Source organism: Geodermatophilus siccatus (assembly GCF_900103785.1).
Lineage (GTDB): Bacteria > Actinomycetota > Actinomycetes > Mycobacteriales > Geodermatophilaceae > Geodermatophilus > Geodermatophilus siccatus.
This window is the reverse complement of the sequence record NZ_FNHE01000001.1, coordinates 200,377-212,987: the sequence shown is the minus strand read 5'-3', so window position 1 is coordinate 212,987 and position 12,611 is coordinate 200,377. Positions and strand designations below refer to the sequence as shown.

Annotated in this window: 12 protein-coding genes; 6 read left to right on the top strand and 6 right to left on the bottom strand. The window is 75.1% G+C overall.

The window, feature by feature from the left end; translation table 11 throughout:
• Nucleotides 1-46 precede the first annotated feature (46 nt).
• The 3 genes from BLS21_RS25690 to BLS21_RS00935 all read left to right on the top strand — a co-directional run bounded on the left by BLS21_RS25690 (nt 47) and on the right by BLS21_RS00935 (nt 3,701).
• Entirely contained in the window at nt 47-1,276 is a 1,230-nt protein-coding gene (locus tag BLS21_RS25690) for a sensor domain-containing diguanylate cyclase (RefSeq protein ID WP_175479350.1), read from the top strand.
• Entirely contained in the window at nt 1,273-2,046 is a 774-nt protein-coding gene (locus tag BLS21_RS00940; protein ID WP_091212659.1) for an enoyl-CoA hydratase-related protein, read from the top strand. The genes BLS21_RS25690 and BLS21_RS00940 overlap by 4 nt, the downstream gene beginning before the upstream one ends.
• A gap of 320 nt (nt 2,047-2,366) precedes the next feature.
• On the top strand, nt 2,367-3,701 hold the full coding sequence (locus tag BLS21_RS00935) for a dicarboxylate/amino acid:cation symporter (protein WP_091212656.1): 1,335 nt from the start codon (nt 2,367-2,369) through the stop codon (nt 3,699-3,701).
• A 105-nt stretch (nt 3,702-3,806) separates the two neighbouring features.
• Here the strand turns inward: BLS21_RS00935 and BLS21_RS00930 are convergent, their stop codons facing one another.
• A complete protein-coding gene (locus BLS21_RS00930; protein WP_091212653.1) occupies nt 3,807-4,676 on the bottom strand; it encodes a hypothetical protein in 870 nt (289 codons plus the stop codon).
• A gap of 78 nt (nt 4,677-4,754) precedes the next feature.
• Here BLS21_RS00930 and nucS point away from each other — a divergent pair, with 78 nt between their 5' ends.
• The 3 genes from nucS (at nt 4,755) to BLS21_RS00915 (ending at nt 7,645) form a co-directional block, all read left to right on the top strand.
• Nucleotides 4,755-5,438 (top strand): endonuclease NucS, encoded by a 684-nt coding sequence (nucS, locus tag BLS21_RS00925; RefSeq protein WP_091212650.1) that lies wholly within the window; start codon nt 4,755-4,757, stop codon nt 5,436-5,438.
• A gap of 100 nt (nt 5,439-5,538) precedes the next feature.
• The gene (locus BLS21_RS00920; protein WP_091212648.1) at nt 5,539-7,335 is read left to right on the top strand and encodes a 3-hydroxyacyl-CoA dehydrogenase family protein; all 1,797 of its coding nucleotides are present in this window, start codon (nt 5,539-5,541) and stop codon (nt 7,333-7,335) included.
• A complete protein-coding gene (locus BLS21_RS00915) occupies nt 7,316-7,645 on the top strand; it encodes a hypothetical protein (protein WP_245699892.1) in 330 nt (109 codons plus the stop codon). The genes BLS21_RS00920 and BLS21_RS00915 overlap by 20 nt, the downstream gene beginning before the upstream one ends.
• A 16-nt stretch (nt 7,646-7,661) precedes the next feature.
• On the opposite strand, the gene BLS21_RS00910 is transcribed toward BLS21_RS00915, so the two are convergent.
• The 5 genes from BLS21_RS00910 to ccrA form a co-directional block, all read right to left on the bottom strand.
• Nucleotides 7,662-8,291: a class F sortase gene (locus BLS21_RS00910; protein WP_245699890.1), complete on the bottom strand. Its 630-nt coding sequence runs from the start codon at nt 8,289-8,291 to the stop codon at nt 7,662-7,664.
• A gap of 10 nt (nt 8,292-8,301) precedes the next feature.
• Nucleotides 8,302-9,141 (bottom strand): DUF4397 domain-containing protein, encoded by an 840-nt coding sequence (locus BLS21_RS00905; protein WP_245699889.1) that lies wholly within the window; start codon nt 9,139-9,141, stop codon nt 8,302-8,304.
• A gap of 86 nt (nt 9,142-9,227) precedes the next feature.
• The gene (locus BLS21_RS00900) at nt 9,228-9,617 is read right to left on the bottom strand and encodes a hypothetical protein (RefSeq protein ID WP_091212643.1); all 390 of its coding nucleotides are present in this window, start codon (nt 9,615-9,617) and stop codon (nt 9,228-9,230) included.
• 178 nt (nt 9,618-9,795) lie between these two features.
• Entirely contained in the window at nt 9,796-11,061 is a 1,266-nt protein-coding gene (locus tag BLS21_RS00895) for a coiled-coil domain-containing protein (RefSeq protein ID WP_091212640.1), read from the bottom strand.
• Between the two features lie 127 nt (nt 11,062-11,188).
• Nucleotides 11,189-12,520, bottom strand: a complete 1,332-nt coding sequence (gene ccrA / locus BLS21_RS00890; protein ID WP_091212638.1) for a crotonyl-CoA carboxylase/reductase — start codon at nt 12,518-12,520, stop codon at nt 11,189-11,191.
• Nucleotides 12,521-12,611: the final 91 nt, after the last annotated feature.

The following is a 12,611-nucleotide window of genomic DNA, read 5'->3' as shown; positions in this document are numbered from 1 at the left end:
GTCGCCTCGTGTGTGGATCGTCACCCCAGCCGCTACGGTCCGGCGCGTGCAGAGCCCCCGTCCCGCCGTGGCCGACCCCGACCGCCTCGCCGCGATCGCCAGCTACCGGCTCGGCGGCCACGCCGGCGACGCCGACCTCGATGCCGTGGTGGCCTACACGGCCCGCGCTCTGCACGCGCCCATCGCGGTGATCGACCTCGTCGGCCCGGACCTGCAGTGCTTCCCCGCCGAGATCGGCGTCGGGGTGCCGTCCTCGAACGTCCCCGACGAGCTGTCGTTCTGCGCCCACGTGGTGGCGATGCGGGAGCCGCTGGAGGTGACCGACGCGCTGGCGCACCCGGTGTTCGCCGAGAACCCGGCGGTGGCGGCCGGCGCGATCCGCTCCTACCTCGGCGTCCCCCTGATCGACGAGGACGGCTTCGTCCTCGGCTCGCTGGAGGTCTCCGACGACGACGTCCGCTCCTTCTCCGGGGACGACCTCGACGTCCTGCAGATCCAGGTCCACCTCGTGCGCAGCGTCCTCTCCCTGCGGCGCCAGGTCGCGGCACACCGGTGGGACGCCCGCCTGCTGGTGTCCCAGGGGCGGGTGCTCGAGGCCGTCGCCACCGGCGCGCCGCTGGACGAGGTCCTCGACCTGCTCTCCACCGCGGTGCGCGACCTGGCGCCGGACGCCGACGCCGAGCAGGAGGGGGTCCTGGCCGAGGTCGTCGACCGGCTGACCACCGTGGCCACCGACGCCGACCGGTGGCGCCGGGCCCTCACCCGGGTGGCCCGGCAGGACCCGCTGACCGGCCTGGCCAACCGCGCCCACCTCCTCGACGCGGGCCGGGCCGCGCTCACCGGCGGCGGTGCGGTCCTGTTCATCGACGTCGACCACTTCAAGGAGGTCAACGACCGCGGGGGACACGCCGTGGGGGACCAGGTGCTCGTCCGCCTCGCCGAGCGCCTCCGCACGCACCTGGAGGAGGTGCCCGGCGCGGTCGTCGGGCGGCTCGGCGGCGACGAGTTCGCCGCCGTCCTGCCCGGCGTGGACCACGGGACGGCGACGACCTTCGGGCAGCGCCTCGTCCTCGCGCTGGTGGACCGCGTCGCGGTCGGACGCCGCCACGTGCGGGTCTCGGCGAGCATCGGGCTGGCCATGGCCGAGCCCGGCACACCCTTCGAGGAGGCCCTGCAGGAGGCCGACCAGGCCATGTACGGCGCCAAGGCGGGCGGCCGTGGGCGGTTGCACGGGGCGCCCCTGCCCGTGCCGCGGTCGGCTAGCGTCGGCCCATGACTGCAGAGGGCGAACCCCGGGTCGAGCGGGACGGCGACGTCGTCACCCTCACGATGTGCCGGCCGGCCAAGCGCAACGCGCTCTCCCGGGACCACCTGACCCAGCTGCTGGGCGCCGTGACGGCGGTGGGGGAGAGCGACGCGGCCGGGCTGGTGATCGCCGCGGAGGGGCCGGTGTTCAGCGCCGGGCACGACTTCGCCGACGTCGCCGGCCGACCGGTCCCCGAGGTGCGCGGCCTGCTGCAGCTGTGCACCGAGCTCATGCAGACGCTGCACGACGTCCCGCAGGTGGTGCTGGCCCGGGTGCACGCCCTGGCCACCGCGGCCGGCTGCCAGCTGGTGGCCTCGTGCGACCTCGCCGTCGCCGCCGAGTCGGCCGGCTTCGCCGCGCCCGGCGGCAAGGGCGGCTGGTTCTGCCACACGCCGATGGTGGCCATCGCCCGCGACGTCGGCCGCAAGCGGGCCATGGAGCTGGCGCTCACCGGCGACGTCATCGACGCGGCCACCGCGCTGGACTGGGGGCTGGTCAACCGGGTGGTGCCCGACGCCGAGCTCGACGCCGCCGTCGCCGACCTCATGGCCCGGGCCACCCGCGGGTCGCGGGCGAGCAAGGCGTGGGGCAAGCAGACGATGCACGCCCAGCTCGGCCGCCCCGAGCGGGACGCCTACACCACCGCGGTCGAGGTGATGGCCGCCGCCAGCCAGCTGCCCGGCGCGGTCGAGGGCATGTCGGCGTTCCTGGAGAAGCGACGCCCGGTCTGGCCCGACTGAAAGAGGACCCCTGCGCCCCGCCACTCGTCGGAGGACCCCGTCCTCCCCGCCCTTCGCAGGCTCGGGGCGGGACCCGGGACGGGGCCGGCGGGACCCTGGAGGGTGGCCGCCCTCCGGAGACGCCCTGGGGCCTCCCGCTGCGTGAGTGAGAGTGCGCACACGGGGGATGGGCGGACGGCGGGGGCGCCTTGTCCTCTGACGTGCGCGACAGATGGGACCTCACCCGGCGGCGTGCGCTCGACTTCGGACGGATGACGGCCGACTCCTGAGTGCTCGCGCGCTCCGTCGTCCCCTCCGCACCGTCCCTGGAAGGCACTCCCGTGCTCGCTCGTCTCCGCCGCGTCCCGTTCGCGGCGCAGGTCCTCCTCGCCCTCGTGCTGGGCGTCGCCCTCGGGCTCGTCGCCCGGGACATGGGTCCCGTCGCCGACGGGACGCCGAACTGGCTGACCAGCACCCTGCAGACCGTCGGCAGCACCTTCGTCACGCTGCTCAAGGTCCTCGTCCCGCCGCTGATCGTCACCGCGGTGATCGTCAGCATCGCCAACCTCCGGCAGGTCTCCAACGCCGCCCGCCTGGCCGGGCAGACGCTGCTGTGGTTCGCGATCACCGCCCTCGTCGCGGTGTCCCTCGGCATCGGCCTGGGCCTGCTCACCCAGCCGGGCCGCAACAGCTCCGTCGACGCCGCCGCCCAGGCCGCGCCCGAGACCACCGGTTCCTGGTGGGACTTCCTCACCGGGCTGGTGCCCGCCAACGTCCTCGGCCTGCAGTCCTCGGCCGACGGCGGCCTGTCCTTCAACGTGCTCCAGCTGATCGTGCTGGCCGTGGCGATCGGCGTCGCCGCGCTCAAGGTCGGCGAGCCGGCCGAGCCGTTCCTGGCGCTGACCCGCTCGGCGCTGGCGATCGTGCAGAAGCTGCTGTGGTGGGTCATCCTGCTGGCCCCGATCGGCACCGTCGGTCTGATCGGCAACGCCGTGGCCAGCTACGGCTGGGAGTCCCTGGGATCGCTCGGCGTCTTCGCCGGGTCGGTCTACGTCGGCCTCGCGCTCGTGCTCTTCGTCGTCTACCCGGTGCTGCTGCGGCTGCACGGCCTCTCGCCGCTGCGGTACTTCGCCGGCGCCTGGCCGGCGATCCAGCTGGCGTTCGTGTCCCGCTCCTCGATCGGCACCCTGCCGGTGACCGAGCGGGTGACCGAGCAGAACCTCGGGGTGCCGCGGTCCTACGCGTCCTTCGCCGTCCCGCTGGGCGCGACCACGAAGATGGACGGCTGCGCGGCGATCTACCCGGCGCTGGCCGCGATCTTCGTGGCGCAGTTCTTCGGCGTGGACCTCGGCCTCACCGACTACCTGCTCATCGCGCTGGTCTCGGTCGTCGGCTCGGCGGCCACGGCCGGGGTGACCGGCGCGGTGGTCATGCTCACGCTGACCCTCTCCACGCTCGGGCTGCCGCTGGCCGGCGTCGGCCTGCTGCTGGCGATCGACCCGATCCTGGACATGGGCCGGACCGCGGTGAACGTCGCCGGTCAGGCGCTGGTCCCGACGATCGTCGCCAAGCGCGAGGGCATCCTCGACGTGGACCGGTACCGGTCGACCTCCACGGTCGACCCGGTGGCCCGGGTCGAGGTGGACGACGACCTGCGCCAGCCCGTGACCGCCTGAGAAGGACCCCGTCCTCCCCACCGCTCGCAGACTCGCGGCGGGGCCCTGGACGGGACCCCCCGCAGGCCCGGCCCTCCCGCCCGGAGGAGCCGGGCCCGCGTCGTCTCAGCCGGCGAGGTCGGCGCAGCCGGTCTCGTGCGGCAGCAGCGGGCGCAGGGTGAGCGTCCACCGGCTGCCGTCGCCGGCGACCCACGGCGTGAGCGTGGTCGCCGACGCGGCCGCGGCCAGGACGGCCTCCGCCTCGGCTCCCCGGGCGACGACGCAGGACAGGCCCGCCCCGCCGGTCAGCGGCCCGCCGGGGAGGGGCTCGCCGGGCAGTGCGGGGCCGGGCCAGGCCGCCTCCGGTTGCAGCAGCGCGGGGTCGGTGGGCGGCGTCCACGGCCCGGCGACGGCCGCCACCGCCGTGGCCGCGTAGGGCTCCGGGCCGGTGGCGCCGAGCGGCTCGGGTGAGGTGAGCACCTCGAGCAGCCCGCGCAGCTCGCCGCGGGCCGCCTGCTGCTCCGGGGTGAGCCCGCTGTCGTCGGGCAGCTCGAACAGCGCGGGGACCTCGCGCACCGACGTCCCCGCGTCGGTGACGAGGGTGAAGCGGGTCGCCGGGGCGTCGGCGACCGGGGGTGAGCCCGGGTCGGCGGTGTCCGTCACCCCGGCCGTGACGGCGCGGTCGACGACGGTCTGCACCTCCTCGGCGTCGAGCTGCCACACCTGCAGGGAGGGCAGCGCAGGCGGCGGGTAGACCTCGATCTGCGCCCCCGGCGCCACGACCCGGCCGTCGCCGTAGACGGCGACGAGCGGCACCCGGGCGGCCAGCGCCTCGGGTGTGCTGAAGCCGCCGACGTGCTCCACCTCGAGCACCAGCCGACCCGGTCCGTCGGGGACGGGCGCCGGCGGGGGAGCCGCGTCGCGGCCGCTGTCGCCGGCGCACCCGGCCACCAGCACGAGCGCGGCCAGGACGGCCGTCAGCGGAGCAGGTCTCACCCGGTCAGGATGCCGTGCCACCGCGGGGACCCCCGGCGTCCCGGGCCCGTCGTTGCCGGTTCGGTACCGTCGGTCCCCGTGCGCCTGGTCATCGCCCGCTGCTCGGTCGACTACGTGGGGCGGCTGACCGCCCACCTGCCCATGGCGCCGCGGCTGCTGCTGGTCAAGGCCGACGGCTCGGTCTCCGTGCACGCCGACGACCGCGCCTACAAGCCGCTGAACTGGATGACCCCGCCGTGCTCGTTCAAGGACGAGCTGGTCAGCGGTCCTGACGGGGCCTCCGGCACCTGGACGGTCACCAACAAGGCCGGCGAGCAGCTGATCATCACCATCGAGTCGGTCGAGCACGACAGCTCCCACGAGCTCGGCGTCGACCCGGGCCTGCAGAAGGACGGCGTCGAGGCCGAGCTGCAGCGGCTGCTCGCGCTGCACGTGGAGACCTTCGGGCAGGGCTGGTCGCTGGTGCGCCGTGAGTACCCGACCGCCATCGGTCCGGTGGACCTGCTCTGCCGGGACGCCGACGGCGCCACCGTGGCCGTCGAGGTCAAGCGCCGCGGCGAGATCGACGGCGTGGAGCAGCTGACCCGCTACCTCGAGCTGCTCAACCGCGACCCGCTGCTCGCGCCGGTGCGCGGGGTGTTCGCCGCGCAGGAGATCAAGCCGCAGGCGCGGGTGCTCGCCGGCGACCGCGGCATCGAGTGCCTGACCGTCGACTACGCCGTCCTCAAGGGCACCGACGACCCCACGCAGCGGCTCTTCTGAGAGGACCCTCTGCTCCCACCGCCCGCAAGCTCGCGGCGGGGCGGCGGGGAGCGGATGAGAGACTGCCCCGGGGTATCCGCGGCGCAGAGGAGACGGCAGCGTGGCCAGAGAACTGACCGAGGTCGGCGTGGTGGGGCTGGGCACGATGGGCGCCGGCATCGCCGAGGTCCTCGCCCGGGCGGGCCTGTCGGTGACCGCCGTGGACGTCGACGAGGCGGCCGTGGCCCGCGGGCGGGAGCACCTGGAGCACTCCACCGGGCGGGCGGTGGCGCGCGGCAAGCTCGACCCCGCCGACCGCGACGCCATCCTGGGCCGGATCCGGTTCGCCACGTCGCTGGAGGACCTCGCGCAGGCCGAGCTGGTCGTCGAGGCCGTGCCCGAGCGGCTGGAGCTCAAGCGCGACATCTTCGCCGCGCTGGACAAGATCTGCCCGCCGGACACCATCCTGGCCACCAACACCTCGAGCCTGTCGGTCACCGAGATCTCGGTGGCGACCGGGCGGCCGGGCAAGGTCATCGGGATGCACTTCTTCAACCCGGCACCGGTCATGAAACTGGTCGAGGTCGTGCGCACCGTCGTCACCGAGCCGTCGGTGATCGAGGACGTCGAGGCGCTGGCCGCGCGGCTGGGCAAGGTCGACGTCACGATCGGCGACAAGGCCGGCTTCATCGCCAACGCGCTGCTGTTCGGCTACCTCAACCACGCGGTCGCCATGTACGAGAACCGCTACGCCAGCCGTGAGGACATCGACGCGGCCATGCGGCTGGGCTGCGGCCTGCCGATGGGCCCGCTGGCGCTCATGGACCTCATCGGCATCGACACCGCCTACGAGATCCTCGAGACGATGTACCGGCAGTCCCGCGACCGGCTGCACGCGCCCAGCCCGATCATCAAGCAGATGATGACCGCGGGCCTGCTGGGCCGGAAGTCCGGCCGCGGCTTCTACACCTACGCCGGCCGGGACTCCGCCGAGGTCGTGCCCGACGCGCACACCCCGGTCGAGGGCGGGGCCGCCGAGGGCGCCCGCGAGGTCTCCACGGTGGGCGTCGTCGGCTCCGGGACGATGGCCACCGGCATCATCGAGGTCGTCGCCAAGGGCGGTTACGACGTCCGCTTCGTCGCCCGCTCGCCGGAGAAGGTCGAGGCGGTGCACCGCGAGCTGGCGAGGTCGCTGGAGAAGCAGGTGCAGCGCGGTCGGCTCGACGAGGCCACGCGCGACGAGGCGCTCGCCCGGGTCAGCGGGACGACGGTCCTCGACGAGCTCGCCGACCGCGACCTGGTCATCGAGGCCGTCGTCGAGTCGCTGCCGGTCAAGGAGGCGCTGTTCGCCAACCTCGGCGAGATCGTCAAGCCCGGCGCGGTGCTGGCCACCACGACCTCCAGCCTGCCGGTCATCGAGTGCGCCAAGGCCAGCGGTCGGCCCGAGGACGTCGTCGGCATGCACTTCTTCAACCCGGCCCCGGTGATGAAGCTGGTGGAGGTGGTGTCCACGATCTCCACCGCCCCCGACGTGGCGGCCACGGCGCACGCGGTGTGCCAGCGGCTGGGCAAGCACGCCGTCTCCTGCTCCGACCGGGCCGGCTTCGTCGTCAACGCACTGCTGTTCCCCTACCTCAACGACGCGGTGAAGATGCTCGAGGCGCACTACGCGACGGCCGACGACATCGACGCCGCCATGAAGGTCGGCTGCGGCTACCCGATGGGCCCCTTCGAGCTGCTGGACGTCGTCGGCCTCGACGTGTCCCTGGCCATCGAGCGCGAGCTGTACACCGAGTTCCGCGAGCCGGGCTTCGCGCCCGCCCCGCTGCTCGAGCACCTGGTCACCGCCGGGTACCTGGGCCGCAAGACCGGCCGCGGGTTCCGGGACCACGCCGCCCGTGACGTGGCGCGCCGCTGACCCGGTGCCCCGGCGCAGCGGTCGCAGGGGGTCGCGGCCTGCGGGCCGCGACCCCCTGCGCCGTCCCGAGACGGTGGAGGAGGCGGCGGACGGCGACTGGGTGGTGCGCCGGCTCACCGGGGCCGCGAGCGGCAAGGTCTACCGCTGCCCCGGCTGCGACCAGGAGATCCGCCCGGGGACGCCGCACCTGGTGACCTGGCCGGCCTATCCGCGCGACTCCGACCTCGACGCCTGGGACACCGACTCGGCCGCCGACCTGCGCCGGCACTGGCACGCGACCTGCTGGTCCGCCCGCGGCCACCGCCGCTGAGGGACGGGGCGGGACGTCACACCTGACGGGCGAAGACGACCACGTTGTCCTCGTAGCTGCGCCGGGAGCGGTCGAAGTCGCCGCCGCAGGTGACCAGCCGCAGTTCCGCCCGCGGCGTCGGCCCGTAGACCGCCTCGGTCGGGAAGTCGTCCTTCGGGTACCGGCCGACCCCGGTCACCGTGAAGCGGGCCGTCGTCCCGTCCGCGCGGTCGACGAGCACCTCGTCGCCGGGCGCGAGGTCGCGCAGGCGGGAGAAGACCGCCGGCCCGTCGACCGAGTCGACGTGCCCGGCGACCACCGCGGGTCCGACGTCGCCCGGGACGGCGCCGCCGGCGAACCACCCGGCCCGGGCGAAGTCGTCCGGGGGCACCAGGACCCCGGAGGCGTCGGTGCCCAGCCGCAGCAGCTCGCTGTCCACCCCGATCGCCGGCACGCGCACGCGCACGCGCACGGGCGCCGCCGACGTCTCGTCCGTGCCGGCCTCGGCGACCACCGGGGCGGGGACGGTCGCGCCGGGCGGCGCCCCCGCCGCTGCCGGTGCGGGTGCGCCGGGGGAGAGCAGTGCCACCGCCCCGGCGAGGACCGCGGTGCCGGCGAGCAGCCCCCGGGCCAGCGGCAGCACCGGCCACCGCGGCCTGCGGCCCACCGGCCGGGCCTCAGCGCCGCGCGGCACGGCGCCGCGACCGCCGGACCAGCAGCAGGCCGGTCAGGACGGTGAGGCCGACCGCGCCGCCCACGACGCCCGGCGCCGGCTCCGCGGACGCGGTGCCCCCGGCGCCGGTCTCCACGCCGCCGGTCGGGACGACGCCGGAGCCCGCGGCGTCCAGGACCGTGCGCACGGTGAGCCCGCCCTCGGGCCGGTCCAGGACGAACAGGCTGTACACCGAGCCCGGGTCCAGCTCCAACGGCAGCTCGGTCTGCTCGCCGTCCACGGTCACCCGCAGCCGGTCGGCGTCGCCGGGAACGCTGGTGCGGTCGCCGGCCTCGGCGAAGGCCAGGCCGGTGGCGAGGTCGGTGCCGCCCGCAGAGGCGTCGAGCGTCGGCGCGTCGGCCGCGGCCGAGACGACCCGGACCCGTGCCCGGCCCGGCGGCGGGAGGGTGAGGTCGTCCTCGAGCACCTCCAGGCCCAGGTCGGCGAAGCGACCCACGCCGGCGACGGTGCGGGCGCTGCCGGGGCCGACCTGCACGGTGGTGGAGAGCACCGGCGGGGCGGCCGGGTCGGCGCCGGCCTGGCGCATGCTGACGGTGTAGACGCCCTCGGGCAGGTCCTGGTAGCCGGAGATCGTCCCGTAGCCGACCCCGGGCACGGTGAGCAGCGCCCTCCCGTCGCCGGGGTCGGAGACCGAGTCGACGTAGACGTCGACGGCCGGGGTGTCGGGGGACAGGTGGGCCAGGCGCAGCAGGCCGGTCTCGGCGGCGCCGGCCCCGGGCGGGGCGACGAGCACCGTCCCGGCGGTCACGGCGACGACGGCCAGCACGCGGATCCAGCGGTCCACGGTTCCTCCAGCGGGTGCGCGAGCGGGGCCGGGTGCCGGTCCGGCGTCCATTCGCGCACCCTTCGCGACTCATGTCCAACCGGGAGTCACGGGGAGACCTCGGTCACCGGCCCGTCGGGGTCGGAGGCGTGACGGTGGGACAGCAGGACGCCGTCCCCGGTGACCTCCACGGTGTCGGCGGCGGACGGCGGCCGCTGCGCGTCCAGCCAGGTCGTCAGCGCCGCCGTGGCCGGTGCCCCGGACCCGACGGGGGCGCCACCGACGGCCGTGAGCAGCGCGCTGCGGGCCGGACCCTGGGCGTCGCCGTCCCGCGGGAGGGCGGCCACGTCGACGCCCTCCCGGGCGGTCAGCACGGCCAGCAGCGACAGCAGGCCCATGTCGACGTCGGCGGAAGAGCCCGCCGGGTCGCCACCGGGGACCAGGGCGAGGACCGCCGCACCGAGCACCGCGAGCAGCGCGACGCCGACCACGACCACGCCGGTGCTGCCCGTGCGCGAGGGCGACGACGGGACGCCAGCCTGACGGGGACGGTGCCGGGCACGGCGGGGAGGCACCTCGCCTTCCCGGCGTCCGTGGACGGGGCCGCCCGCGGGACACCGGTGTCCGGCGGACGGTGGTGCGCTGCCTCGCTACCGAGGAGGGGAGCGGCCGGGCTCAGCGCCGGCCGGGTGTGACGGTCTGGCTGCCGGTGTCGGCGTCGTCGGGCGTGACGGCCGGCTGCACGAGCGTGGGCGGGTCCACCCGCGGCGGCGCGGAGGCGGCCGTGCTCCCGGTCGGGACCGGGCGCAGCTGCTGGGTCGTCTCCTGGTCCGGGGTGACCTGCTGGGTGGGGGCGTCGGCCGCCGGGGTGACGGCCGGCTGCGTCGGGGGCGCCGGCGGCCGGGTGGGCTGCCGGGCCGCGGCGGCCTCGCCGTTGCCCGTCGGTGGATCGACCGGCCGCTGCGCCGGCTGGGGTGCCGTCGTGGGCCGCACCACCGGCTGCTGGGCCGTGACCGGCCCGACCGGCTGCGGCTGCCGCTGCTCCTCGGAGGCCGGCTGGGGCTGGGGCTGCGGCACGCGCGGGGTCGGCTGTGGACGGACCGGGGCGGGCGGCCGCGGGCCGGCCTGCGGCTCGGGGCGCCGGTCGCCGAGGTCGGGCAGGCGCTCGAGCAGCGAGCGCGCCTCGAGGAGCCGCCCGGTGAGCTCGTCGCGCACCGCACGGATGGCGGTCGCGGCGGCCTCGGCCTCGCTGACCAGCCGGGCGGCGTGCTCCTCGGCCGCGGCGACCCGCTGTCGGGCGGCCTCGGCGGAGGTGCGGTCGCGCTCCTCGTCCTGCCGGGCGGCCTCCTGGCGGCGCGCCCGCTGGGCGATCTCGAAGTCCTCCTCGACCTTGGCCCGCCGGGCCTGCGACTCGGCGTCGAGCCGGGCGACCTTCTCCTGGGCCTTGGCGACCAGTTCGTCGGCGCGGATCTGCGCCTTGCTGGCGATCTGCTCGGCGTTCTGCCGGGCCTCGGCGATCATCCGGTCGACCTCGGCCTGGCCGGCGGCGTGCCGCTCGTGCATCGCCCGTTCCTCGGCGGCGGTGTGCTCCCGCAGCGCCTGGGCCTCCTCCTCGGCCGAGCGCCGGATCTCGGCGGCCTCCTCCTCGGCCAGCCGCAGCATGTGCTGGATGCGCTCGCTGATGTTCTCGAAGGTGGTCGGACCGGAGGACGCGGCCTTGCGCCGCAGCTGGTCGATCTCCCCGTGCAGCGCCGAGAGCTGGCCGGCCAGATCCGCCGAGCGGCTCATCGCCGCGTCGCGGTCGGCCATCGCCACCTGGATGTCGGCCTCGAGGCGCTCGATCGTCTCGGCCACCTGGTGCCGGTCGTAGCCGCGGAGCACCACGTCGAACGAGTGCTGGGCCTCACGCATCGGCAGCATGTCGCGGCGGGGATCGGTCATGCGGTCATCCTCGCAGAGTCGGCGGGCGGGCCCGGCGTGTCGCCAGACCCCTCCCTGCAGGGTGCCAGCACCGCACGCGGCCGCGCCACGTGCCGGCACCCTGCAAGGCCCCGCCCCGGGCCCTTCCTCAGACGCCCCGGAACCGGTTGATCCCGGTGAGGTGCTTCTCCCGCTTCTCGGCGTCCTTGACCCCGAGCCCCTCCTCCGGGGCGAGGGTGAGCACGCCGACCTTGCCCTGGTGGCAGTTGTTCTTCACGTCGCAGGCGGCCTGGCCGACCTCCTCCATCGGGTAGACCTTCGACAGCGTGGGGTGGATCAGCCCGCGGTCGATGAGCCGGTTGGCCTCCCACGCCTCCTTGTAGTTGGCGAAGTGGGACCCGACGATCCGCTTGAGGTTCATCCACAGGTAGCGGTTGTCGTACTGGTGCAGGTACCCGCTGGTGGAGGCGCAGGTGACGATCGTGCCGCCCTTCTTCGCGACGTAGACGCTGGCGCCGAAGGTCTCGCGGCCCGGGTGCTCGAAGACGATGTCGACGTCGTCCCCGCCGGTCAGCTCGCGGATCCGCTTGCCGAACCGCTGCCACTCCTTGGGGTCCTGGGTGTCCTCGTCCTTCCAGAACCGGTAGCCCTCGGCGGAGCGGTCGATGACCAGCTCGGCGCCCATCGAGCGGACGATGGCGGCCTTCTCCGGGCTGGAGACCACGCAGACGGGGATGGCGCCGCCGTTGAGCGCCATCTGGGTGGCGTACGAGCCCAGCCCACCCGAGGCGCCCCAGATCAGCACGACGTCGCCCTGCTTCATGTCCGCGCCGTTGTGGCTGACCAGCTGCCGGTACGCGGTGGAGTTGACCAGCCCCGGCGCGGCGGCCTCCTCCCACGTGAGGTGCGCGGGCTTGGGCAGCAGCTGGTTGCTCTTGACCAGCGCCAGCTCGGCCAGGCCGCCGAAGTTGGTCTCGAAGCCCCAGATCCGCTGCTGCGGGTCCAGCATCGTGTCGTCGTGGCCGGCCGGGTCCTCCAGCTCCACCGACAGGCAGTGCGCGACCACCTCGTCACCCGGCTTCCACCGGTGCACCCCCGGGCCGGTGCGCAGCACCACGCCGGCCAGGTCCGAGCCGACCACGTGGTAGGGCAGGTCGTGCCGGCGGGCCAGGTCGTGCAGGCGCCCGTAACGCTCGAGGAACCCGAAGGTCGACACCGGCTCGAAGATCGACGTCCACACGGTGTTGTAGTTCACCGAGGACGCCATCACCGCGACGATCGCCTCGCCCGGGCCCAGCTCCGGGGTGGCCACCTCCTCCACGTGCAGCGACTTGCGCGGGTCCTTCTCCTTGGTGGGCAGGCCGGCGAACATGTCCTGCTCGTCCTTGCGGACCAGCACGGCCCGGTAGGACTCCGGCACCGGCAGCCCGGCGAGGGCGTCCAGCTGGTCGGCGAGGATGGCGTCCCTGATGTCGTTCACGCGGTCTCCCGGGTCTCCGTCGGCTCGTGAGGCGGTGCAGTGGCGCGAGATGTTACCGGTGGGTAATGAGCCGGCGCGCCCACCGGTCGGA